General features: G+C 68.7%; 24 protein-coding genes. 7 read left to right on the top strand and 17 right to left on the bottom strand.

Translation table 11 applies throughout. The annotated features are described in order from the left end of the window. Nucleotides 1–67: 67 nt before the first annotated feature. The 7 genes from AB0I19_RS10105 to AB0I19_RS10075 are packed head-to-tail and all read right to left on the bottom strand — an operon-like array spanning nt 68 to nt 6,227. Nucleotides 68–283, bottom strand: a complete 216-nt coding sequence (locus AB0I19_RS10105; protein WP_357146880.1) for a phosphopantetheine-binding protein — start codon at nt 281–283, stop codon at nt 68–70. Nucleotides 284–285: 2 nt separating this feature from the next. Further along, the gene (locus tag AB0I19_RS10100) at nt 286–1,125 is read right to left on the bottom strand and encodes a siderophore-interacting protein (RefSeq protein WP_357146877.1); all 840 of its coding nucleotides are present in this window, start codon (nt 1,123–1,125) and stop codon (nt 286–288) included. Further along, nucleotides 1,109–2,341, bottom strand: coding sequence for an enterobactin transporter EntS (entS, locus tag AB0I19_RS10095; RefSeq protein WP_181697520.1), 1,233 nt, complete (start codon nt 2,339–2,341; stop codon nt 1,109–1,111). The genes AB0I19_RS10100 and entS overlap by 17 nt, the downstream gene beginning before the upstream one ends. Beyond that, nucleotides 2,338–3,333 carry an ABC transporter substrate-binding protein gene (locus tag AB0I19_RS10090; protein ID WP_357146874.1) on the bottom strand — a complete coding sequence of 332 codons (996 nt, stop codon included), beginning with the start codon at nt 3,331–3,333 and terminating at the stop codon, nt 2,338–2,340. The genes entS and AB0I19_RS10090 overlap by 4 nt, the downstream gene beginning before the upstream one ends. A 22-nt stretch (nt 3,334–3,355) precedes the next feature. Continuing rightward, nucleotides 3,356–4,168 (bottom strand): ABC transporter ATP-binding protein, encoded by an 813-nt coding sequence (locus AB0I19_RS10085; RefSeq protein WP_357146871.1) that lies wholly within the window; start codon nt 4,166–4,168, stop codon nt 3,356–3,358. Between the two features lie 8 nt (nt 4,169–4,176). Continuing rightward, nucleotides 4,177–5,232: an iron chelate uptake ABC transporter family permease subunit gene (locus tag AB0I19_RS10080; RefSeq protein ID WP_357146868.1), complete on the bottom strand. Its 1,056-nt coding sequence runs from the start codon at nt 5,230–5,232 to the stop codon at nt 4,177–4,179. Then, nucleotides 5,229–6,227: an iron chelate uptake ABC transporter family permease subunit gene (locus AB0I19_RS10075; RefSeq protein WP_357146865.1), complete on the bottom strand. Its 999-nt coding sequence runs from the start codon at nt 6,225–6,227 to the stop codon at nt 5,229–5,231. Before AB0I19_RS10075 ends, AB0I19_RS10080 begins: the two co-directional genes overlap by 4 nt. 185 nt (nt 6,228–6,412) lie before the next feature. On the opposite strand from AB0I19_RS10075, the gene AB0I19_RS10070 reads away from it, so the two are divergent. Continuing rightward, nucleotides 6,413–7,042 (top strand): MspA family porin, encoded by a 630-nt coding sequence (locus AB0I19_RS10070; protein WP_243749864.1) that lies wholly within the window; start codon nt 6,413–6,415, stop codon nt 7,040–7,042. 34 nt (nt 7,043–7,076) lie between these two features. Beyond that, nucleotides 7,077–7,742: an MspA family porin gene (locus tag AB0I19_RS10065; RefSeq protein WP_067490567.1), complete on the top strand. Its 666-nt coding sequence runs from the start codon at nt 7,077–7,079 to the stop codon at nt 7,740–7,742. A 47-nt stretch (nt 7,743–7,789) separates the two neighbouring features. Here AB0I19_RS10065 and AB0I19_RS10060 read toward each other — a convergent pair whose 3' ends face one another. Continuing rightward, the gene (locus tag AB0I19_RS10060) at nt 7,790–9,355 is read right to left on the bottom strand and encodes an MFS transporter (RefSeq protein WP_357146861.1); all 1,566 of its coding nucleotides are present in this window, start codon (nt 9,353–9,355) and stop codon (nt 7,790–7,792) included. 119 nt (nt 9,356–9,474) lie between these two features. Here AB0I19_RS10060 and AB0I19_RS10055 point away from each other — a divergent pair, with 119 nt between their 5' ends. After that, on the top strand, nt 9,475–10,602 hold the full coding sequence (locus tag AB0I19_RS10055) for a DUF5925 domain-containing protein (protein ID WP_357146859.1): 1,128 nt from the start codon (nt 9,475–9,477) through the stop codon (nt 10,600–10,602). A gap of 9 nt (nt 10,603–10,611) precedes the next feature. Here AB0I19_RS10055 and AB0I19_RS10050 read toward each other — a convergent pair whose 3' ends face one another. Continuing rightward, a complete protein-coding gene (locus tag AB0I19_RS10050; RefSeq protein WP_357146856.1) occupies nt 10,612–11,895 on the bottom strand; it encodes an MFS transporter in 1,284 nt (427 codons plus the stop codon). A gap of 119 nt (nt 11,896–12,014) precedes the next feature. Next, nucleotides 12,015–12,857, bottom strand: a complete 843-nt coding sequence (locus AB0I19_RS10045; RefSeq protein WP_357146853.1) for an NAD(P)H-binding protein — start codon at nt 12,855–12,857, stop codon at nt 12,015–12,017. A gap of 81 nt (nt 12,858–12,938) precedes the next feature. Here AB0I19_RS10045 and AB0I19_RS10040 point away from each other — a divergent pair, with 81 nt between their 5' ends. Together AB0I19_RS10040 and AB0I19_RS10035 are read left to right on the top strand one after the other, a co-directional pair. After that, entirely contained in the window at nt 12,939–13,889 is a 951-nt protein-coding gene (locus AB0I19_RS10040) for an AraC family transcriptional regulator (protein WP_357146851.1), read from the top strand. A gap of 23 nt (nt 13,890–13,912) precedes the next feature. Further along, nucleotides 13,913–14,329, top strand: a complete 417-nt coding sequence (locus tag AB0I19_RS10035) for a thioesterase family protein (protein ID WP_357146848.1) — start codon at nt 13,913–13,915, stop codon at nt 14,327–14,329. A 5-nt stretch (nt 14,330–14,334) separates the two neighbouring features. On the opposite strand, the gene AB0I19_RS10030 is transcribed toward AB0I19_RS10035, so the two are convergent. The 5 genes from AB0I19_RS10030 to pdhA form a co-directional block, all read right to left on the bottom strand. Beyond that, nucleotides 14,335–15,138 (bottom strand): SDR family oxidoreductase, encoded by an 804-nt coding sequence (locus AB0I19_RS10030; RefSeq protein WP_357146845.1) that lies wholly within the window; start codon nt 15,136–15,138, stop codon nt 14,335–14,337. A gap of 51 nt (nt 15,139–15,189) precedes the next feature. Next, nucleotides 15,190–16,548: a nucleobase:cation symporter-2 family protein gene (locus AB0I19_RS10025; protein WP_357146842.1), complete on the bottom strand. Its 1,359-nt coding sequence runs from the start codon at nt 16,546–16,548 to the stop codon at nt 15,190–15,192. 107 nt (nt 16,549–16,655) lie between these two features. Further along, on the bottom strand, nt 16,656–17,984 hold the full coding sequence (locus AB0I19_RS10020) for a dihydrolipoamide acetyltransferase family protein (RefSeq protein ID WP_357146839.1): 1,329 nt from the start codon (nt 17,982–17,984) through the stop codon (nt 16,656–16,658). Then, on the bottom strand, nt 17,981–18,955 hold the full coding sequence (locus AB0I19_RS10015; protein WP_357146836.1) for an alpha-ketoacid dehydrogenase subunit beta: 975 nt from the start codon (nt 18,953–18,955) through the stop codon (nt 17,981–17,983). The genes AB0I19_RS10020 and AB0I19_RS10015 overlap by 4 nt, the downstream gene beginning before the upstream one ends. Further along, a complete protein-coding gene (gene pdhA, locus AB0I19_RS10010) occupies nt 18,952–20,034 on the bottom strand; it encodes a pyruvate dehydrogenase (acetyl-transferring) E1 component subunit alpha (protein WP_357146833.1) in 1,083 nt (360 codons plus the stop codon). The genes AB0I19_RS10015 and pdhA overlap by 4 nt, the downstream gene beginning before the upstream one ends. A gap of 171 nt (nt 20,035–20,205) precedes the next feature. Here pdhA and AB0I19_RS10005 point away from each other — a divergent pair, with 171 nt between their 5' ends. Further along, on the top strand, nt 20,206–20,697 hold the full coding sequence (locus AB0I19_RS10005; protein WP_067641500.1) for an Lrp/AsnC family transcriptional regulator: 492 nt from the start codon (nt 20,206–20,208) through the stop codon (nt 20,695–20,697). Between the two features lie 105 nt (nt 20,698–20,802). On the opposite strand, the gene AB0I19_RS10000 is transcribed toward AB0I19_RS10005, so the two are convergent. Continuing rightward, entirely contained in the window at nt 20,803–22,008 is a 1,206-nt protein-coding gene (locus tag AB0I19_RS10000) for a benzoate/H(+) symporter BenE family transporter (RefSeq protein WP_357146830.1), read from the bottom strand. A gap of 264 nt (nt 22,009–22,272) precedes the next feature. Here AB0I19_RS10000 and AB0I19_RS09995 point away from each other — a divergent pair, with 264 nt between their 5' ends. Continuing rightward, nucleotides 22,273–23,079, top strand: a complete 807-nt coding sequence (locus AB0I19_RS09995) for a sulfurtransferase (RefSeq protein ID WP_357147711.1) — start codon at nt 22,273–22,275, stop codon at nt 23,077–23,079. A gap of 12 nt (nt 23,080–23,091) precedes the next feature. On the opposite strand, the gene AB0I19_RS09990 is transcribed toward AB0I19_RS09995, so the two are convergent. Further along, on the bottom strand, nt 23,092–23,775 hold the full coding sequence (locus AB0I19_RS09990) for an HNH endonuclease family protein (RefSeq protein ID WP_357146827.1): 684 nt from the start codon (nt 23,773–23,775) through the stop codon (nt 23,092–23,094). Between the last annotated feature and the right edge of the window lie 4 nt (nt 23,776–23,779).

Genomic DNA, 23,779 nt, shown 5'->3' with positions numbered 1-23,779 from the left:
GTGGCCGTGCTGAGGCGCGGCGGTCGGCCGCGCCACCGTCAGGCCCCGGCCGACCCGACCAGCGTCCTCAGGCGAGCAGTTCGATCCACGTGCCGAGGACGGGTTCGCCCGCGAGCGTGGGAAAGTCGATATCCGCATGACCAGCCGACCGCCATTTCTCCACCAGCGACATGATGCGCACCGAATCGAGTCCGGCGTCGAGCAGATCGGTCTCGGCGCTCAGTTCGGTCGCCTCGACTCCCAGTACGGTGGCCACATCGGCGATCACCTGTTCGTCGGTCATGGTCATTCCTCTCGATCGAAGTCGGCGACGCCGCGCTTCCAGTAGCCGGCGATGAGCGAGTCCTTGGGGCCGATGCCCAGGTCGTCGCGGATGATCTTGCGGACACCACGCAGGCACCCGGCCTCGCCGGCCACCCACGCGAAAACCCGTTGTCCGGCAGCGGCTTTCACCTCGCGGACAGCCTGCTCGAGGATGTCGCTCGTGCCGGGTGCCGCGTCACCACGGTGCAGCCAGCGCACGGTCACGCCCACGGGCGGGTCGAGGGGGATCTCCTCGGCGGGTCCGGCGACCTCGATGAAGGCCCAGCCGGTGGTGTCGCGCGGCATGCGCTCGAGCCAGCGGGCGATGGCGGGCAGCGCGGTGATGTCACCGGCGAGCAGGTAGTCGTCGTAGGTTTCCGGGATGACGACACCACCGGGCGGACCGGCGATGTGGACCTTGGTGCCCGGGGTCACCGAGGCGGCCCAGTCCGAGGCGAGACCGCCGGGGTGGATGACGAAATCGATGTCGAGTTCGCCGTCCTCGACGCTGTGGCGGCGCACCGTGTACTCCCGCGAGATCGGTCGCGGATTGCCCCACTCGAGCATCGTGCCGTCGAGCTTCGGCAACCGGAGCACACCGTCCTCACCGGGGAAGATCAGGCGCACATGCTCGTCCGGCACATAGCTGTGGAACTTCGCGATGTCCGGACCGCCGAAGGTGATCCGCAGCAGCGCCGCGCCGACGGGCACGACCCGCACCACCTCCACTTCCTGCAGGCCGATCGGGTACGGCACCTTGGCGTAGTGGTGCCCGGCGAGCACCTCGGCGATGTTCGCCGCGTAGTCACTGCGATCCTTCACCGTTTTCCTTTCTGTGCAGTGGCCCGGCGACGAGCGCCATCAGGCCGGTGAGTACCAGGACGGCGACGCCGTAGAGCACGAGCGCACGTCCGGGTTCGAAGGTCTGGCCGACGAAACCGGCCACCATGGAGCCGACGGCGGTGCCTGCGACGGACTGCACCATCAGCAGGCCCGACATCCGTCCGCGCATGTGGTCGGGTGCGGCCTGCTGCAGCATCGTGTAGCGCAGCACCATGTTCACGGCTCTGGCCAGGCCGAATCCGGCAAGACCGAGGAACACCAGCGCCGCGTGCGACCACAGTCCGGCCGCGATCACGCCGATCGGCATCAGTCCGAGCGAGATCAGCAGCGCCCGACCTGTGTGTGCGCGCCCCATCCAGCCACTGGTCAATGTGCCGAGCACCGCGCCCGCGCCGGGTGCCGCGTAGAGCAGGCCGAGCGTGCCCGGCCCCGCGTCGAGTTCGACATCGGCGAAGGCGGGCAGCAGCACCAGCGGGCCGCTGACGAGCATCCCGATCAGCCCGGTGAGCAGAATGAGCCGGATGGACTCGTGCCGGACCGCGAACGCGATACCGGCCACCAGCTCACGGACCGGGTTCTCCAGGTCGCGTTGCGGTGGCGGCGACGGGCCGATCGCGGTGATCAGCCCGACGGTCGCGGTGGTCGCCAGAGCACAGAGGAAATAGGCCGTGGCCACACCGGTTTTCGCGACGAGCAGACCGGCGAACGCGGGGGTGATCATGGTGCCGAGGTCGGTGGTCAGCGAGACGAGAGCGCCTGCGGCCGCGACCTTCTCACGTCCGACCAGCACCGGGACCATGGCCATCAACGCCGAACCGCTCACCCCGCCCGCCAGCCCGTCGACGACGGCCGCGAGATAGATGGCGGACAGAAACGGCTCGGGCAGAACGGCATTCACCCCGAGGATCAGGAAGCCGATACCGGCCGCGCTGCGCGACCACTGGATCACCGTCCGGCGGTCGTACCGGTCGGCCACCACCCCGCCCGCGAGACTGCCCGCGAACAGCGCGACCGCGGTGGTGGTGGCGACACCGGCCACCTGCACACTCGATCCGGTCAGTTGATAGATCTGCAGCGGCAGGGCGACCATGAGCAACCCGATGCCGAGCACCGACACCAGCCGCGCCGCGAACGCGCACCGGAAGGGGCGCGACGCCCGCAGCGGGCTGAGGTCGATGAGCAGTCCCGACGTCACCGGAAACGTTCCACGAGCAGATCGAGTGTCGCCATGACGGTGCGGTAGTCCGGACGCGAGCTGGTGGCGGGCAGTTCGAAGACCTTGCCCGCCTGGAACGACGGCAGCGAGGCGTAGAGCGGATCGGCGCGCAGCTCCTCGAGCGAACGGCCACCGCTGAGCGGGATGGTGAACAGCACGGGCGCATCGATCACCGTGTTGAGCAGCTCCGGGCTGAAGCTGATGAAGTCGGCACTCTGCTCCTTGGCGGGGTTACCGGCCTTGGCCTCCACCTGCGTGTCCAGCGTGAAACCGACCTCGGCGAGCAACGCGGGCAGCGCGGCGGTCGGCACGAAGACGGTCGGCTTCTGGCTCTTGATCGACTGGAACACCGTCGTCGCGCCGACGGGCGGCTTGATCTTGCTCTTGGCCTCGGACAGCTTGGCCTGGTAGTTCGCGATCAAGGTGTCGACATTGGCCGGCTTGTCCACGGTCTCGGCGATGAACCGCAGCTGGTCCTGCCAATTGGTCGTCTCGGTCGGCATCAGCACGGTCGGGGCGATGGCGCTGAGCTGGTCGTAGGCGTTCACCGACTGCTGGCCGGGGTAGCCCTGGCCACCGCCGATGATCAGATCCGGACGCTGGGCGGCGATGAACTCGAGGTTGATGTTGTCGCCGGACGGAATGGCTTGTGTCCCTTGCGCTTTGGCGTCCTCGGCCCAGCCGGTGGGGAACTCGCCCGGCTTGGTCGGCACCCCGAGCAGACGCGGGTCGGCCGCGACGACGGGCGCCTCGAGGTCGTAGAGGTAACCGGCCAGGTTGCCGTTGAGCACGACGATGCGCTGCGGATCGGCGGGCACCTTGATGGGGCCCTTCGCGGACGGCACCTCGCGTGGGCCGGAATCGGCGGAGTTCGACGACGAGTCACCGCACCCGGTGAGCACCGCGACCAGCGCGAGAACCGGGACGACGAGGGCGGCGCGAAGCCGGCCCGAGGAACGGTTGGTGAACATGGACGGGGTTTTCCTCATTTCTTCAGTGCACCGGTGCGGCGTTCTCGGCCAGCGGGATCACCAGCGGCGTCCCGGTTTCCGGGTCGTCGACGATGCGGCAGCGCAGCGAGAACACTTCGTGGACCAGGTCCGCGGTGACGATGTCGGCGGGGGTGCCGGTGGCGACGATCCGCCCGTCGCGCATGGCGATCAGGTGGTCGGCGTAACGGAAGGCGTGATTGAGGTCGTGCAGTACGGCGACGACCGTGCGTTCCGATTCGCGGTTGAGTGCGCGGCACAGATCGAGCAGCTGGATCTGATAGGCGATGTCGAGAAAGGTGGTCGGCTCGTCGAGCAGGATGATGGGCGTCTGCTGGGCGAGCACCATCGAGATCCAGACCCGCTGCCGTTGACCGCCCGACAGTTCGTCGACCGGGCGGGCCGACAGCTCGGTGACACCGGTGGCCGCCATCGCCGCCGCCACCGCCTCCTCGTCGGCCTTCGACCACTGCCGCAGCAGCGTCTGGTGCGGGTAGCGGCCGCGTGCGACGAGGTCGGCCACCCGGATGCCGTCGGGTGCGGTCGAGGTCTGGGGGAGCAGGCCGATCTGGCGAGCCAGTTCCTTGGCCGGATAGTCGGTCACCGGCTTGCCGTCGAGCAGCACCTTGCCCGATTCCGGGGCGAGGAGTCGGGCCAGTGCGCGCAGCAGCGTGGACTTGCCGCAGGCGTTCGGGCCGATGATCACGGTGAACTTGCCGTCCGGGATGTCCACGGACAGTTGGTCGCTGATCGTTCGGCCCTTGTACCCGAGGCGGACCTGGTCGGCGCGCAACCGCGCGGCGTGAGTGTCGTTCATGTCGCTTCCTATTTCCGTCGCGCTTCGGCGACGAGCAGATACGCCAGGTACAGGCCGCCGATCGAACCGGTGACGATGCCGACCGGGATGGTGGTCGGGGCGAAGGCGTGCTGGGCGATCCAGTCGCAGGTGACCAGCAGGGTCGCGCCCATCACCGCCGCCGGGACCAGGGCGATCGACGGGGTGCGGGTGAGTTTGCGCGCCAGATGCGGTGCCGCGAGGGCGACGAAGGCGATCGGCCCGGCCACAGCCGTTGCCAGCGAGGTGAATCCGACACTGAGCGCGATCAGCCAGCCGGTGGCCTTGCCCGCGTCGAGCCCGAGGGCGCGGGCGGTGTCGTCGCCGAGTTCGAGGATCTGCAGACGCGGCGCGGCCGGGATCAGGGCCACCGCCAGCACGGCGAGCACGATCATGGTCGGCGCGACCTGCGGCCACGACAACCCGTTGAGCGAACCCGCACCCCAGGCCGCCGCCGACATCGCCGCGTCGAGATCGGCCCGCATGATCAACCAGGTGTTGACCGAGGCGAGCATCGCACTCACACCGATACCGACGATGATCAGGCGGAACCCGGTCACGTTGTGCCGGAAAGCGAGCAGGTGGATGACCAGCGCCGCACCGAGGCCACCGACCATCGCGCCCGCCGCCGTCTGGAAGCTGCCACCCCCGAGCGTCAGGATCACCAGAAGCGCGCCGGTGTAGGCACCGGTGCTGAACCCGATGATGTCGGGGCTGCCCAGGGGATTGCGGGTGACCGACTGCAGGATCGCGCCGCTCACACCGAGCGCCGCACCGAGGGCGAGCGCCAGCAGGATGCGCGGCAGCCGCCAATCGAAAACCACCAGCCGATCGAAGCGTTCGTCACCGATGAACAGCGCGCGCAGCACACGCGGCGCCGGGATCTCGAAATCGCCGCTACCCAGGGCGAATACAGCGGTCGCCAGGGCAATGGCCAGCAGGATCGCGCACACCACGAGCGTGCGCACACCGATCCGCGCTGTGAGACCCGCGCGCCCGGGGCGCACCACCAGCATGGTGCGACCGAAATCGATCTTCGTGCTCATGCCGCAGCTCCCACTCGTGAGCGGCGTGCCAGCCAGATCAGCATGGGTGCGCCGAGGAACGCCGTGACCAGACCGGCAGGGACTTCGTCGGGGCGAATGATGATGCGGCCGAGCACATCCGCGGTGAGAACGAGCAGCGGTGCCAGCACCAGTGAGTACGCGAAGATCCAGCGCTGATCGGGACCGACCAGCCAGCGGGCGATGTGCGGAACCGCGAGACCGACGAAGGCGATCGGACCGACCGCGGCCGTCGCGGTACCGCACAACAGCACCAATGCCAGCGCGGTGAGCAGTCGCGTGCGGTTGACGTGCACCCCGAGCGATCGGGCCTGATCATCCCCGAGCGCAACGGCATTGAGCGACCGCGCGCAGACGGCGGCGATCAGCAGTCCGACCACGATGAACGGCGCGGCGCCCGCGATGATGTCGAATCCACGCCCGGTGAGCGAACCGGCGTCCCAGCGGCGCATCTCGTCGAAAGCCTTGGGGTCGAGCAGGATCAGGCCGCGCGTGAGCCCGCCGAGGACGGCGGTGGCGGCCACTCCGGCCAGGGTGAGCCGGATCGGATCGGTGCCGGTGTGGCCCGCGGTGCCGAGCCGGTACACGACCACCGACACCAGCGCGGCGCCGGCGAAGCCGAACCAGACGTAGGACGTGATCTCCTCCACACCGAGCAACCCGACCGCGACCGTGATCGCGAACGCGGCACCGGCATTCACGCCGAGCAGTCCCGGGTCGGCGAGCGGGTTGCGGGTGAGTCCCTGCATCAGGCAGCCCGCGACGCCGAGCGCCAGCCCGGCGAGCAGCCCCAGAACCGTTCGTGGCAGCCGGTATTCGGTGACGGTGACGTGGTCGGGCGTGGTCGCGGCACTGGTCAGCGCCTGCCAGACCTCGCCGACCGGAATCGATTTCGTGCCGACCAGCAGGCTCAGCAGACAGGCCGCGGTCAGCAGCGCCACCGTCAGCAACCAGCCGAACCAGCGCGGACTTCTCATCAGGATCTCTCTCATATGGAACCGTGTCACGAGGAGGGTAGCTCATGTTTAGGTGAGCCTAGGCTTATTCAAAGTTAGCTAGGGCAAGGTCTTGATAGGTGAGCCTAACCTGTCTACAGTCCGAGCTGTTCAAGATCGGTGCGAATCGGTCACAACAGTTGATGAGGACATCCACGATGCGAAAAATGCTTGCGGCCACTGCGCTGGCCACGGCCGCGCTGGCCGTTGTCGGCGCAACGGCGAGTGCGGACACCTTCGTTCCGCTGCCCGACGGCGAGAAGGCTGGCCCCGGTGTGTTGATCAAGCGGGTGGCGGAAAGCGCCCTGATCTCGCCGTCCATGGCGGCCAACGGCGCAGGCCGTGTGGCGTGGGTGAGCGGAACCGTGCTGGCCGAGGTGGCCGAGACCCCGAAGGGTGAGCCTCGCCCGTTCGTCGGCGGCAACGGCGCGCCCGGCACCAACAACTCCTCCACGCACGGTTCTTCGCGCGTGAGCACCGGCTACATCGTCGGCTGCCAGGTGAGCATCGCCGACGACGCGATCTCGGCGGGTGTCTCGGGTGGCATCAACACCAGCGGCGTGAACGCGGGCGCCTCCATCGGCGTCAAGCTCGGCCCCGGCGAGGTGAAGTTCATCGGCATCGAGGGCTTCGACATCGTCGAGAAGGGCAACTACCACATCAGCTACAAGGATGTGGAGCTGCAGATCCAGGGCTGCGCCGGTTACGCGCAGGCCCGCGCCTACACCGTCGTGGAGATCATCGGCGACAACTACTCCAAGACCTCCCTCTACGGTGCCCCGTTCAGCATCGGCTGACCTGTCGCCCTTCTCGACGAATAGGAACAACTCCATGACCATCTTCACGAAGGCCGGTGCCCGTCTGGCCGGCGCCGCCGCGGCCGCGACTGTCGCGCTCGGCCTCTTCTCCACCGGCGCCGCCAACGCCGACACCTTCATCCCGCTGCCGGGCGGTGAGCTCACCCAGACCCTGCCCGACGGCACCGCGGTGACCATCCGTCTGGTCGGTGAATCGGTGAACATCAGCCCCTCCATGGGTGCGACTCCCTTGCATCGCAATGTCTGGGCCTCCGGCCGGGCCGAGGTGCAGGTCCACGCCGAGCACAAGGGTGTCAAGATCTCCCCCGGATACGTCGTCGGTTGCCAGGTCGACATCTCCGGCGGCAACGCCACCGGTGGTGCCAACGGCGCGGTGAACAACTCGGGCAACGGCAGCGGTGGCGTCACCTCCGGTGGCAACCTGACCCTCGGCCCCGGCCAGGCGTCGACCTTCTGGCTGCTCCAGGTCGAGGGCCCCGATGCCTACGGCGAGGAGAGCTACGTGCCCGCGATCAAGTTCTTCGGCCAGGAAGGTTCGGTCACCTGGGCCGACTCGACCCTCGGCCTCTCGGGCTGCGCGGGTTACGCCCAGGCGCGTGCCTTCGTTTCCGTCGAGGTGACCACCCAGTTCGGTCGCTCGGAGCTGCGCCTGTGGGGCCAGCCGTTCAGCCTCGGCTGATGCCCCGGGCCCCGCGGGGAGTTGCACGCTCCCGGCGGGGCCCCGGCTCATTTCTGCTCGTCGGCACGCTCGTTCGGTGCCGGAACGTGGCGAAGCAGGACGACGACCAGTCCGGCCGCGATCGCGGTGAGTCCGATACCAACGATCGAGTTCACTTGCAGCGCATGGGTATACGCCTGACGTGCCGTCGTGGTGAGCTCGGCGCCGAGGGATTCGGGCAGCATCGAGGCGACGTGCAGCGCTCCGGCGAGGGTGTCCTCGGCGGTGTGCGCGAGCTCGGCGGGCAGGCCGTTCGGTAGTTCACCGGCCATCTGCCCGCGATAGACCGCGGTGCCGATGCTGCCGATCACCGCGACCCCGAGCGCGGTCGACAGCTCCTGTCCCGTCTCCGAAATCGCGGACGCGGCACCGGCGCGTGCCGGGTCGACCGCGCCGACGATCAGGTCGAGGCCGAGCACGAACATCGGGCTCAGACCGAGCGCGAACACCACCATGCCGGTGACGATCAAGCCGAGATCGTCACCGCCCGCGAGCTGGGTGAAGATCGCGTAGCCGAACATCGCGACCACCAGGCCGCCCGTCATCAGATACGCGGGACGCACCCGAGGCGCGAGGGCGCTCACCGCACCGGCCGCGAACACCATGGCCACCGCCTGCGGCACCGTCCACAGCCCCGCCTCGAACGCCGAAAGACCGAGCACCAGTTGCAGATACTGCGCGAGCAGCAGGAACAGGCCGCCCATGGCGAGCATGGCGACCATCAGCGCCGCGAGCGAACCGCTGAACCGGACATTGCCGAACAGCCGCAGATCGATCAGCGGGTCGGTGAGTCGTTGCTGGCGCAGCACGAACGCGGTGCCGAGCACCAGCGCACCGATCAGGACGGCCACGGGCTCCACGGCCGGTCCGTCTTTGGCCAATTCCTTGATGCCGTAGATGACACCCATCACCGACACCAGCGACAGCACTGCACTGAGAATGTCGGGCTTGCCCGGATTCGGATCCTTGTACTCGGGCAGCAGGAACGGTCCCGCGGCGAGCAGCAACACCATCGCGGGAACGGCGACAAGGAACACCGAACCCCACCAGAAGTTCTCCAGCATGGCCCCGCCGACCAGCGGTCCGACCACCATGCCGACCATGAAACTGGTCATCCACACGCTGATCGCGGCGGTCCGCTGGCGGTCGTCGTGGAACATATTGCGGATCAAGGCCAGTGTCGAGGGCATCAGCGTGGCACCCGCGATACCGAGCAGTGCGCGCGTGCCGATGAGCATGTTCGCGCTGGTCGAATAGGCCGCGATCACCGAGGCGGCGCCGAAGGCCAGCGCGCCGATCATCAACAGCCTGCGCCTGCCGATCCGGTCGCCGAGGGTGCCCATCGTGATGAGGAAGCCCGCGACGAGGAACCCGTAGATGTCCAGGATCCACAACAGCTGTGAACTGCTCGGCTGCAATGCCTCGCTGATCTGGGGGATCGCCAGGTAGAGCACGCTCATGTCCATCGAGATGAGCAGGGTGGGCAGGGCGAGGACCGCCAACCCGATCCACTCCTTGCCCCCTGCGGTCGGAGTGGGTTCGTCGACCGGCCGTGGGCTCTGGGTGGAAGTCACCTGGCCGACGTTAGCGACGGATCGAGAACATGTGCCAGCGATTTTCCGGGCCCGGTGACCCAGCGCACAGCCGGGAAGTCGTTGGACATTCCGGGTCCGCGACCACGATCATTGGCGCGGTGTCCACACCTATCGACCAGCTCCGGGAACCGTCGCGGGAGACGGGCGAGCCGTTTCCGTGGTCGGCGGCCATCGATTCGACCTATTCCACCCGCGACGCCATCGACGCGCTCGCGCTCGCCCCGTTCCTGCGCGGCGAGCAGCCCTTCGCCCGGCAGGCGCACCTCGATCGGGTCCACCCCGACGCGCCGTTGCGGCCCGAGGGGTCGACGATCCTGCGCTCGGTCTTCGACGACGACAGCAGTGCGATGCTGGCCGCCGGGGCCGGCTGGTCGCTGCGGGCGGTGCGCTGGGCGGGCGGCTCGGCGACGGTCGAGGTGACCGCCGCCAGCGACGAACTCGCCGTCGAGGTGCTCGCGCGCGCCACCGAGGGCGCGGCCCAGGCTCGCGACACCGCGTCGACGGTGGAAATGGGCTTCTGGCACATGGATGTGCGGCGGCCCGCGCGCAGACGCAGGCAGATCGTCGCGCCCGCGTGGCCGGAGATCCGCGACAACTACACCGCGCCGGTATCGGCCGCGTTCGACCGGCTGATGAGCCTGGGCACCGACGACATCCGCGGCAGGCTCGTACTGCTGCACGGCGAGCCGGGCACCGGGAAGACCACCGCCCTGCGGGCGCTCGCGCGGGCATGGGCGCCGTGGTGCCAGGTCGACTGCGTGGTCGACCCGGAGGAACTGTTCAGCAACCCCGGTTATCTGATGGAGGTGGCGGCCGGCGCCGACGGTGACGACGAGGACGGCCGCTGGCGGTTGCTGGTGCTCGAGGACTGCGACGAACTGATTCGCGGCGAAGCCAAAGAAGCGGCGGGACAGAAGCTTTCGCGGCTACTGAACCTCACCGACGGCATGCTCGGTTCGGGACGCAAGGTGCTGTTCGCGATCACGACCAACGAGGACCTGTCCCGCTTGCACCCGGCGGTCGTGCGGCCCGGGCGGTGTCTCGCGCAGCTCGAGGTGGGCAGGCTCTCGCCCGAGGAGGCGACGCGGTGGCTCGTCCGTCAGGACCATGCCGCCGCCGCATTCCCCGACGGCGCCACGCTCGCGGAACTGGTGGCCCATCGTGACGGTGGAATTCAGATCCGTTCGACGGTCGAGCGGACGACCGAGGTCGGTATGTACCTGTAGGACTCGCCCTCAGCGATGGACGACGGAGGCGGCCGCCGCGCAGGCGAGGGTGAGGACCAGAGGGACGATCAGCGCCGCGGTGAGGGGGATGATCGCGGTGAGCCAGCCGATCACCGCCGGGCCCGCGAGCAAGCCGAGGTAGCCGATGGTGAAGACCCGCGACATCTCGGTGGCCGCCTTCGGCCCGCCCAGATTGCCTGCCGCCGTGAAGATCTGAGGTACGCCACCCGCGAGCCCGAGACCGCACATCGCCCAGCCGACCAGCGACAACGGCAGCCAGGGTGAGACGATCACGACCGCGAAACCGGCAGCGCACAACAAGCTTCCGTAGCGCAGCAGCGCCACCGGTCCGATCACCCCGCTCACCCGGTCGGCCAGGAAACGGCCGATGGTCATGGTCGCGGAGAACGCGCCGAACGCCAGCGCCGCGTCACCCTCGGACACGTCGAGGTGTTCGCGGACCTGTAGTGCGCTCCAATCGGCGGCAACACCTTCGGCCAGCAGCAGCACGAACGCGATCAACCCGAGCCACAACACCTTCCGGTTCCGGTGCGATCGCCGCTCTGCGTCGTTCAGGCTCGAGTCCTCGTCTCGGGCCCGCAGCTCCCGGGCTTCCGGGTTGATGCCCGATCCGGGAGCGCCGGTGAGGTTCTCGGACGATGTCGGTGGGAGGTCTTCGGCGGGAAGTGTGTCGTAGTGCTCGGGGTGGGAAGCGGGCTCGCGGTGGTGGGAGATGAGATGGGGGACAAAGGCCGCGGTGGTGACCAAGCCGAGAAGGCTCGCGGCGGTGAGCGTCACCTCGGGGGCGATGCCTGCGCGCTGGGTGGCGGCGCCGATGAGGGAGCCGACGAAGCCGCCCGCCGAGAACATGGCGTGGAAGGCCGACATGATCGGGCGGCCGTACGCACGTTCGACCAGCACCGCCTGCGCGTTCATCGACACATCGAGCGCACCGTTGCCGAAACCGAAGCAGGCCAACGCGATCGCCAGGGTCACCGGGCCGGTCGCCAGGCCCGGCCCGACGATCGTCACCGAGATCGCCGACGCGGCCAGTGCCACCAGCGTCCGGCTGCCGAGCCGGTCGGCGGCGGGGCCGGCCAGCCGCATCCCGATCAGCGCCGTCCCGGCGAGCAACAACACGAACATCCCGAGCGTCGAGGCCGACACCTCGGTCCGGTCGGTGATCGCCGGAATATGCACCACCCACATCGCGAGCAGCACCCCGTTCAGCGTGAAAGCGCCGAACACCGCCCCCCTGGCCGACCGCAGCCGACGATCAATCGCTGGCGTCACCCCATCGACGCTACCGGCCACCCGTCGGACCCTCCCCGAATTCAAGATCACCACGCTCTGGTTGCGGCGTTTCGCGGGAGGGCCGCGCCACCAGAGCGTGGTGATCAATCGTCCAGGATTTACCGCGGGGTCCAGACTCCGGTGGCGGCGGCCTCCTTGGCGTATTCGGTGAAGTCGCGGGGTGCGCGGCCGAGGGCGCGCTGAACTCCGTCGGCGGTGGCGGAGTTGCGGCCGTCGAGGATGGTCCCGAACAGGTAGTCGAGCAGCGCGACCTCGGGCTCGGGAAGCCCGAGTTCGCCGAGGGCGGTGACGAATTCGGGCCGGGTGAGCGGGACGAAGGCGATCTCACGGCCGGTCGCCGCGGCCACCTCGGCGACACCTTCGGCGAAGGTGAGCGCCCGGGGTCCGGTGAGTTCGTAGACCTCGCCAGCGTGGCGCGCATCGGTGAGGGCGGCGACGGCCACCTCGGCGATGTCGTCGGCGTGCACGAACGGCTCGGGCACATCGCCGTTGGGCAGTGCGACCACACCGGCGAGGACATCGCCGACGAAGGCGCTCTCACTGAAGTTCTGGGCGAAGAAGCTGCAGCGCACCACGGTCCAGGCCAGCCCGGACTCACGAACTGCCGCTTCGCATTCCAGGGCTTCGGGCTCGCCGCGGCCGGACAGCAACACCACCGAGCCGACGCCGGCCGCGCGGGCGGCGGCGGTGAACGCGCGGATGGTGTCCGGTGCACCGGGGACGGCCAGGTCTGGCTGGAAGGCGAGGTAGATCGCGGTGACCCCGGCCAGCGCGGGGCCCCAGGTGTCGCGGTCGGTCCAGTCGAAGGGGATCGCGGCGGTGCGCGAACCGCGTCGCACCGGGTGACCCGCCGCGTCCAGGAGGGCGGCGACGCGGCTGCCGGTCTTGCCGTTGGCGCCGGTGACGAGGAAAAGAGGCTGGTGAGCAGCGGTTTTTGTCATGAGATAAGTACACCGTCCACAGCTGTGCGTCACCATCGTCGGAACGCTCGCCGACATGCGCGGTCGTCTACTGTGAAAGATGTGGATGCGTTAGCCGGTCTGCTCGAGGGCCCACGTGCACGCGGTGCGTTTCTCATGTGCTCGCTGCTCGACCCGCCGTGGTCGCTGCGGGTCCAGGATCAGGCGCCGTTGACGGTGCTCGCCATGATTCGCGGAAAGGGTTGGGTGAGTACCGAATCCGGTTCGCCGCAGCAGGTCGGCGCCGGTGATGTGGTGATCTTCCGTGGGCCGCAACCGTATACGGTGTCCGACGACCCGGCGACCGAGCCGCAGATCATCGTCCAGCCGGGGCAGGTGACGACTACGCCCGACGGTGAAATCCTCTGCGAGACATTGACTCTCGGCGTGCGGCAGTGGGGGACCGACCCCGACGGGGAGACGCTGATGGTCACCGGGACCTACGAGTCCGCCGGTGCCGTGAGCACCCGGTTGCTGCGCGCCCTGCCACAAGTCGCGGTCCTACCGCGTGGCGACCTCGATTCGCGGCTGCTCGACCTGCTCGTCGACGAGGCGACCAGAGACCGCCCCGCCCAGGGCGCCGTCCTCGACCGCCTCCTCGACCTGCTGCTCATCGCCGCCCTGCGGGCCTGGTTCGCCCGCGACGACGCGCCCGCCTGGTACCACGCCTACAGCGACCCGCTGGTCGGCAAGGCGCTGCGACTGTTGCAACACAACCCGGCGCACCCGTGGACCGTGATCGCGCTGGCCGACGCGGTCGGCATGTCGCGGGCCGCGCTGGCGCGCCGGTTCACCGAACTGGTCGGCGAACCGCCGATGACGTTCCTGACCGAATGGCGGTTGTCGCTGGCCGCCGACCTGCTCGCCGAGACCGATTCGACCGTGGAATCCATCGCCCGCCAGGTCGGCTACGGCAGTGCGTTCGCCCTGAGCACCGCCTTCAAACGGCACTTCGGGGTGAGTCCACGCGATCACCGGCAGGGTGCGGGAGCGGCTTTGTCGTCTTCGGCCTGAACCGGGACTGGCATCATGACGGCATGGATTACCCCGTGCTGTGGCCGATGCCGACCCGCTGGGCCGACAACGACCAGTACGGTCACGTCAACAACGTGACCTACTACTCCTACTTCGACACCGCGGTCAATGCCTGGCTCATGCGGGCCACCGGCACCGACATCACGGCGCTGCCCGCGCTCGGTGTGGTCGCCCAGACCTCGTGCCGGTTCCACGGCTCGGTCAGCTTCCCCGACCAGCTCCAGGTGGGTTTGCGCATCTCCCGGCTCGGCAAGTCGAGCATCACCTACGACCTGGCGATCTTCCGGGAAACCGACGGAGGTCTCGAACTGGCGGCCACCGGCGATTTCGTGCACGTCTACGTGGACACCGAAACACGCAAGCCGGTGCCGATCCCCGAAGTGGTGCGTACGGCCGCGGCGGAACTCGTGACCGAGTAACAGCCCTATCCGCGCAACGCTTCCTGGAAACGGCGCATGCCCGCGATCCATCGGTCGTAGTCGGCGCCCTTGTTGCGATACATCTGCAGCACCTCGGGATGCGGCAGGATCAGGAAGTGTTCGGCGGCCATCGCCTCGATGACGGTGTCGGCGACCTCCTCGGCCGACAGCACCGCGCCCGCGGTCTTCACCGCCTTGATCGCGAAGGCCGCCGCGTCGGGGTTCTCCGGGATGAGGTCACCGCTGAGCAGCCGGGTGTCCACGCCCATCGGGCACAGGCAGCTCACGCGAACGCCCTTGTCGCCGTAGGTGATCGACAGCCACTCGGCGAACGCGACCGCCGCGTGCTTGGTCACCGAGTACGGTGCCGAACCCAGCTGGGTGAGCAGGCCCGCCGCCGACGCGGTGGAGACGAAATACCCTTCGCCTCGTTCGACCCAGCCCGGCACGAGCAGCTTCGCCGCCCGCACATGCGCCATCACATTCACATCGATCGCAGCGGCCCACTGGTCCTCGGTGCTGTCGAGGCCGGGTCCACCGCCGATTCCGGCATTCGCGAAATACATGTCCACCGGGCCGAATTCGCGTTCGGCGGTGGCGATGAGCTGCGCGACCACCTGTTCGTCGGCCACGTCACCACCGACTGCTGTCGCCTTGTCGCCGAGTTCGGCGGCCACCTTCGCCGCGCTGTCACCGTCGAGATCGGCGACGACGACCTGTGCGTCACCGGCGACGAGCCGGGCGGCGAGTGCGGCACCGATGCCCGCACCCGCGCCGGTGACGATCGCGACCTTGCCTGCTGTCTCCATGCTGGCACCCTAACGGCGGTGCCGCCGGTCCCGCATCGGATCGCGGACGGTTCAGGTGGCGGCCACCGGCTCGCGCACCGGTTCGACGGGTGCCTTCGCGGCGCGGGCGAGGGTGCCGAGGACGGTGTGGTTGAAGGCCAGGTTCAGCAGGAAGGCGGTGGCCGCGCCGAGGGTGACACCGCTGTCGAGCAGGATTTGCGCCGAGGTGGGGAACTTGTCGAACATGTCCTTGGTGAAGACCGGCAGCAGACCGATGCCGATGGCGGTGGCCGCGATGGTGGCGTTCACCCGGTCGGTGAGGTCGGCTTGCAGCAAGGTCCGCACACCGACCACGGCGACCGTCGCGAACAGGACCAGACCCACGCCGCCGACCACCGGTTTCGGGATCACCGCCACTACTTCACCGATGCGGGGGACGAGGCCGAGCAGCACCAGGATCGCCCCGCTCACCGCGGTCACGTACCGGCTGTAGATCCTTGTCGTCGAGACCGCGCCGACGTTCTGGTTGAAGATGGTGTCGATGAACGCGGTGAAGATGCCGCCGAGCACACCGGAGAGGCCGTCACCGACCAGGCCGCGCGCGAGATCGCCTCTGCCGAGCGGTTTTCCGGTGATCTCGCTGATCGCCAGCATGCTCGCGGTCGACTCGGCGAACACCACCGCCATCACGATGCTCATCGCCACCACGGCGGTCACCGGGAACTGCGGTGACCCGAAGTGGAAGGGTTGCGGAATGCCGATCCAGTCGGCGGCACCGACGCCCGCCGTCGAGATCAGCCCCATCGGCAGCGCGATCACGATGCCCGCGACCAGCGCGATGAGCACGCCGAGCTGCGACCACACGCCACGACCGAGACAGACGAACCCGACCGCGATCAGCACCACCACCGCCGCCAACCCGATAGTGGACGGCGATGCGAAGCTCGGCGCCTTCGGATCGTTCCCGATGATCAAGCCACCGGCCACCCCGATCAGTGACACACCCACCACGGTCAGCACCGTCCCGGTGACCAGCGGCGGAAAGAACCGAACCACCCGCGCGAACGGCCATGCCAACGCCACACCGACCACGCCACCGATCAGCATCGACCCGTACACCGCGTCGAGCCCGTACTCCTTCGCGATCAGAATCATCGGATTGAGCCCGACGAACGTGGCCCCACACACGATCGGCAGCCGCGCCCCGGCCAGCTTCCCGACGCCGAGACTCTGCACCAGCGTGATGATGCCCGCCACCAGCAGATCAGCACTGATCAACAACCCGATCGTCGCTCTGTCCAGCCCCGCCGCCGCCCCGAAGACCAGGGGCACGGTGATACATCCGGTGTACATGATCAGGACGTGCTGCAGGCCGAAGGCCAGTTGCCGACCCAACGGCAACCGGGCGTCGACAGGATGTGCCTCGCTCATACACAGGTTGTAGCCCCCGATTTTTACAGCGGAAGCGCACCGTGTTTCGCCTGCGTTGCGGGACTCGTATATTCCCCGATCCGGTCAGAAGGGGCGGTCTGGCCAGGTCAGACGCGGCTGAGGAGGGTTAGGGGGTCCTCGAGGAAGGTTGCGGTGGTGGCGAGGAAGCGGGCGCCCAGTTCACCGTCGATCATGCGGTGGTCGAAGCTGAGGCCGAGGGTGGTTGTCCAGCGGACGGCTAGTTCGTCGCGGAATACCCAGGGGCGCTTGCGGATCGAGCCGAGGCAGAGGATGGCGGCTTCGCCGGGGTTGACCAGGGGGACACCGGTGTCGACGCCGAAGACGCCGACATTGGTGATGGTGAAGGTGCCGCCGAGGAGGTCGGCGGGGGTGGCGTTGCCGGAGCGGGCGGTGTCGGCGGCCCAGCTGATCTCGCGGCACAGTTCGCGCAGGCTCAGGGTTTGCGCGTCTTTGAGGTTCGGGACGAGCAGCCCACGGTCGGAGGCGACCGCGATGCCCAGGTTCACGTAGTGCTTGGTGACGATCTGCTGATTCTGCTCGTCCCATGCGGCATTGATGCCGGGATGTTCGGCGATGGCGGCCAGGGCGGCGCGCGCGACCAAGGCCAGCGGGGTGAGCGTGAGTCCTTCGAACGACTTCGTGGTGCGCAGGTGGTCGAGCAGTTCCAGCGAGGCCGTGCAGTCGACGGTGACGAATGTGCTCGCCTGCGGAATGGTGCGGGCGCTGGCCAGCATCGCGGCGGCGGTGCGCTTGCGGATTCCGGTGACGGGCGTGCGTTCCTCGCGGGCCCTCGACTCGATGAGACCCGCGTCGTGCCCGTTCTGCTGGGCGACGGCGGCGAGCTCGGCACCGGGCTTGGCGCGCGGCCCGGTGACCGGCACGGCCGAGCGCACGTCCTCGACGGTGACCGCGCCTTCGGGTCCCGAACCCGCGACGTACCACAGGTCTATCCCGAGTTCCTTGGCCAGTTTCCGGGCCGCGGGCGTGGCGGCGGCCCGGTGCGTGCTCGGCGTAGTGGATGCCATCGACGGTGTCGGCTTGCGTCGTCGCGAGGTGGCTTCGGCCTCGGGCCCGTACCCGACCAGCACGTCCCTGCGGTCCTCGGCGGTGGGCGGGTCGGTGACCTCGAGATCGTTGCGCACCCGGATCAGCGGGGCGCCAACCGGCACCGTATCGCCGGGCGAGGCGAGCAATTCGACGACCGTCCCGGAGAACGGCGACGGCAGCGCGACCACCGCCTTGGCGGTCTCCACCTCGGCGATGGTCTGGTTCAGTTCCACCGTGTCGCCCACGTCGACGGCCCACGACACCAGGTCGCCGTCGGCGAGGCCCTCACCCAGGTCGGGGAGACGGAATTCCAGCACGTGTCCGTCGTCGCCAGCTGGTTGCGGCACGGGCGCACCTTTCGTCGTCATGCGGCTAGGCATCGGTCGACCGCGGCGAGGATGCGGTCGGGATCAGGCAGATGGTGCTTTTCGAGCTTAGCCGGGGGATAGGGGATGTCGTAGCCGCCAACGCGGAGCACGGGCGCCTCGAGGTGATAGAAGCAGCGCTCGGTGATCCGCGCCGCGATCTCGGCGCCGAGCCCGGCGAACACCGGCGCCTCGTGGACGATCACCAGCCGTCCGGTCTTGTCGACGGATTCGGCGATGGTGTCGACATCAAGTGGCGACAGGCTGCGCAGATCGATCACCTCGAGCGAGTTTCCTTCCTCACCAGCGATTTTCGCGGCGGTGAGCGCGGTGGCGACGGTGCCGCCGTAGGCGAGGACGGTGGCATCGGTGCCCTCGGTGAGCACACGCGCCTTGTGCAGCGGCAGGTCGGGTTCGCTGTGGAAGTCCACGTCCGCCTTGTCCCAGTACCGGCGCTTCGGCTCGAAGAAGACCACCGGATCGTCGAGCGAAATGGCCTGCCGGATCATGTGATACGCGTCGAAAGGCGTGCTCGGTGACACCACACGCAGACCGGCGGTATGCGCGAAATACACCTCCGGTGACTCCGAATGGTGTTCGACGGCACCGATACCGCCGCCGAACGGAATGCGGATCGTCAACGGCGCCTTCACCTTTCCGCCCGTCCGGTAGTGGATTTTGGCGACCTGGGACACGATCTGGTCGAACGCGGGGTAGACGAAACCGTCGAACTGGATCTCCACCACCGGCCGGTAGCCGCGCAAAGCCATACCGAAAGCCGTTCCCACGATGCCGGATTCGGCCAGGGGCGTATCGATGACGCGATTGTCGCCGAAATCCTTCTGGAGCGTGTCGGTCACCCGGAACACACCGCCCAGCTTGCCGATGTCCTCGCCGAGCAACACCACCTTCGGCTCGTCCTCCATGGCGCGGCGCAGACCGGTGTTGAGAGCGGCGGCGAAGGTGGTGATCATGACTGCGCTCCTTCGGCGAGGTAAGCCGAGAACTGGTGTGCCTCTTCGGTGATCAGTGGGTGCTCGGTCGCGTAGACGTGGTCGAACATGTGGAGTGGGTCGGGGTCGGGCATCTGCAGTGTCGCGGTGCGTACCCGGTCGGCGACCTCGTCGGCCGCGCGTGCGACCGAGCGGGCGAACTCGTCGTCGAGCAGGCCCTCGCGTTCGAGCAGCAGCCGCACCCGCTCGATCGGATCGCGCCGCTCCCAGTACTCGATATCGGCGGCGGTGCGGTACCTGCTCGGATCGTCGGCGGTGGTGTGCGGGCCCATCCGGTAGGTGATCGCCTCGATGAAGGTGGGGCCGCCGCCGCTGCGGGCGCGTTCGACCGCCTGGCGGGTGACGGCGAGCACGGCCAGCACATCGTTGCCGTCCACCTGCACACCGGGAATGCCGTACCCGTCGGCCCGGCGCACCAGCGGCACGTGACTCTGCACGGTGACCGGTTCGCTGATCGCCCACTGGTTGTTCTGGCAGAAGAACACCACCGGTGCGCTCCAGGTCGCGGCGAAGCCGAGCGCCTCGGCGATATCGCCCTGACTGGTCGCGCCGTCGCCGAAGTAGGTGATGGTGGCGATATCGGCGCCGTCGAGGTGGGCGGCGTAGGCGTAACCGGTGGCGTGCAGGCCCTGTGAGCCGACGACGATATTGGCGTTGGTCATGTTCACCGCGTCGGGATCCCAGCAGTGGTGGGCCACTCCGCGCCACAGCCGCGTCAGCTGCTCGGGCGGTACGCCACGGCAGTACGCCACCGCGGTCTCGCGGTACGAGCAGAAGATGTAGTCGTCGGGGTGCAGTGCGTGCACCGAACCGACCTGCGCCGCTTCCTGGCCGAGCATGGGAGGCCACAGGCCGAGCTGACCCTGGCGTTGCAGTGCGGTCGCCTCGAGATCGATCCGGCGGGTCACGACGAGGTCCCGGTAGAGGCCCCGCAATCGTTCGGCATCGATATCGGCGACCAGCGCGCCGTGTTCACGATCGAATACGCGACGTCCGTCCGGCTGGATCAACTGGACCGGGTAGGTCTGCTTCTCCGGCATCGAGATCGCCTCCTCTCCACCGCGCCTTGTGGGCCGATGCGGGTACGACTGATCGCTGAGTGCGATGTGTATCACACAGCATCCACGATACCGCCGCCTGCGCAAGTGAACGACACGTGACTGAGCAGAATGCACGTTGTGCTGGGGTGACGCGCTGTCATACTGCGTTGTATGACCAGTCGCGAACCCGCCGTGACCCTCGACGCGACCGACGCGCGATTGCTGCGCGAACTGATCGCCAGCCCCCGGGCCACCGGGGTGGAACTGGCCGCCCGCCTCGGGCTGTCACGCAATACGGTGCAGGCGCGACTCGCGCGTTGGGACAGCGGTGGGGTGCTCGGCAGTTTCGAGCGCCGCGTGGAACCGCGTGCTCTCGGCTATCCGCTGGCAGCCTTCGTCGCGGTGGTCGTCGACCAGCACCAGCTGGATGCGGTGGTCGACGAGCTAGCCGATGTTCCCGAGGTCACCGAGGTCTGCGGCATGACCGGCGAAACCGACCTCACCGTCCGCATCGTGGCCCGCGACGCCGACGACCTCTACCGCATCGCGGGCGCCATCCTGAAGATCCCCGGCGTCGAACGCACGAACATGGCGCTCGTCATGCGCGAACTCGTCGGACCACGCACCGCACCCCTCCTCGACCGCCTCGCCGACCCGGACTGAGATCGACCGAACCTTGTGGGTCAGGCCCCGGATTTCCTGACCCGGACTGACGGCTCGGCGGAGCGCGCGGGTCAGGCGGTGAGGTCCGGATCGACCTCAGCGCACCTACTTCTGAGCTGGGAGTATGCGGCGGACGATGAGGCCGGCGAGCAGCGCCCAGAAGGCGCCGCCGATCCCGAGCAGGGTGGTGCCGGAGGCGGCCACCAGGAAGGTGACCAGGCCGGGGAGACGGTCGCCCGGATCGGTGAGGGCGGCGGAGAGGGAAGCGGCGAGCGTGGCGAGCAGAGCCAGGCCCGCGACGGTTTCGAGGGTGCCCGCGGGGGCGGCGGCGATGAGAGTGACGAGGGCGGCGGATGCCAAGCCGAGGACCAGGTAGGAGGCGCCCGCGGTGGCCGCGGCGATCCAGCGGCGCTTCGGGTCCGGGCTCGCGCTCGGGGCGGCGGCTAGGGCGGCGCTGATGGCGGCGAGGTTGATGGCGTGACCGCCCGCAGGCGCGCCGAGGACGGTGCCGATGCCGGTGACGAGCATGGCAGGCCGCCACGGCACCTGGTAGTCGAAGGAGCGCATCACCGCCACACCGGGGATGTTCTGCGAGGCCATCGTCACGATGTAGAGCGGAACGGCGATACCGACGATCGCCTGCCAATGCCAGTGTGGCGCGGTCCATTCCAGTGCCGGAACCATGGCGGACAGGTCGAGGTGGCGGTCGGCGACCACGATGTCGATGCCGGTGCCGACGGCCGCCGTCGCGAAGGCCACGAGCACCGCCCACTTCGGTGCGTACCGTTGCAGAACCAGCCACACCACGATCACCGGAACCACCACGGCGGGCGAGGTACGCAGCGCCTGTACCGGAGCCAGGCACAGCGGAACGAGCACGCCGGCGAGCATGGCCTGGGCGATCGGCACGGGAATCGCCGCGACCAGGGAACCGAGACGCTGCCACAGGCCGGTGACGACGATCAGCACGCCCGTCACAGCGAACGCGGCGACAGCGCCCGGCCACCCACCGGCCACCAGACCGGTGCTCACCAGCAACGCGGCGCCGGGCGTCGACCAGGCAAGGGTGATCGGAATCCGGTACCGGAAACTCAGCAGCAGAATGCCGATGCCCTGCGTGAAACACAGCACGAGCAGCCCCGACGCGGCCTGCGCCGGGCTCGCCCCCACCGCCCGCAACCCGCTCAGCACCACCGCGAAGGAACTGGTGAACCCGACCAGCGCGGTCACCGCGCCCGCACCGAGCGGCTGACCTATCCCGGCCGGCTTCTCGGTGACATCGGCCGACGAACTGGTGGAGACCTGCGACATTCGGCAAATCCTGCCCGACGGGTCTGGGAGCGTCACCTGCCAGTGGCCCGAAACTGGCCTGATCCGCCCCGCGGTCCTGGACGCTTGATCACCACGCGCTGGTGGCGTGCAGCTCTCGGCCGTTGCCGCCACCGGAGCGTGGTGATCATCTGTCCAGCTTCCGTCTGGTGTGTGGGGGTGGCGTTTCGGGTGTGGGTGGTCGGGGAGTGCGTAGGGTGGCGGCGGGGGATGGACCGGGAGTGAGGAGTTGGCGTGGGTGCGGTGCTGATTTCGGCGGCCGAGCTTCGGGAGGAGCTGGCGGCGAACAAGATTCATCTGTTGGACGTGCGGTGGGCGCTCGGGGATCCGGACGGTCCGCAGCACTATCTCGACGGGCACATTCCCGGCGCGGTGTTCGTCGATCTGGAGACCGAACTGGCCGCCGCACCGTCGCCGGCCCGTGGCAGACACCCTTTGCCCGACCCCGGAACCTTCGAGAAATGCGCGCGCAGCTGGGGGCTCGGCGCCGATGAGCCCGTGGTCGTCTACGACGCGACCGGCAGCATGGCGGCGGCCCGCGCGTGGTGGCTGTTGCGCTGGGCCGGGGTCGACAATGTGCGCATTCTCGACGGTGGGCTGCCCGCCTGGACCGCGTCCGGCGGGGAACTCGCGACCGGCGCCGAACCCGACCCGACCCCCGGTGAACTGGTCGTTCGCCCCGGCGCGCTGCCAGTGATCGATGCGGACGGCGCCGCGAAATGGTCGGGTGTCTTGCTCGATGCCCGCGCGGGCGAACGTTTCCGAGGCGAGGTGGAACCGGTCGATCCGCAGGCCGGTCACATTCCCGGCGCTGTCAGCGCACCGACTGCTGAAAACCTCTACCCCACAGGTCATTTCCGCACCGCCGAGGAATTGCGCGAGCGCTTCGCCGAGTTCGGCGACGGGCCGGTCGCGGTCTACTGCGGCTCCGGCGTCACCGCTGCGCACGAAATCGCGGCCCTGGCCATCGCCGGGATCGACGCGGCCCTCTACCCGGGGTCCTGGTCGCAGTGGTCCAACGACCCGAAGCGTCCGGTGGCGACGGGCGCCTGACGACGAGGTCCATCAAGGGCATGTTCGGGCGACGTCGTGGAGGGCGGCGTTGTCGGTGGCGGTGATCGGTAAGTCGTAGGCCACGGCGACGGTGAGGTACTTCGCCGCATAGAAGCAGTGATTGGGCTTCGCGGGCGGCAGCCATTCGCCAGGCGTGTCGTCGCCCTTGGACTGATTAGTTGCCTTGCTGGTGGCCAGCAGATTGACCGAGAGGTCGTTGGCGAAGCGCAGACGGCGTTCCGATGGCCACGCGTGTGCGCCCATGTCCCAGGCGGCGGCGAGCGGATAGACGTGGTCGATCTGGATGTCGCCGCCGTCGGACTTGCGGAAAGCGATGTCGGTGCCGGTATAGGGGTCGGTGAGCACGCCCTCCACGACCACGCAGCGACCCCGGCGAACCACATCGCGTAGCTGGGCGGCCAGCACGTTGTTGCGGGTGTCGCAGCCGTCGTGACCGCCGGGCGCGTCGGTGTCGTCGGACCAGGCCGGACCGAACACACAACCCTGCCCGGCCTTGCAGCCGCGTTCGTATCCGCCGGGGTGCGGTCGCGCATCGATCACGCGCACCTGATCGAGCAGCGCGTTCACCTCTGCCCGCGTCGGACTACCCGGCGCGGGCGCGACCGGTTCGGGCGCAAGCACCCCGCAACCCGCGCACGCGAGCACCAGCACGACCAGCCACGCGAGTCTCCCCATGCAC

The organism is Nocardia sp. NPDC050413 (assembly GCF_040655475.1).
Classification (GTDB): domain Bacteria; phylum Actinomycetota; class Actinomycetes; order Mycobacteriales; family Mycobacteriaceae; genus Nocardia; species Nocardia coubleae.
The sequence above is the reverse complement of the archived record's forward strand: the minus strand, read 5'-3'. Positions and strand labels throughout refer to the sequence as shown.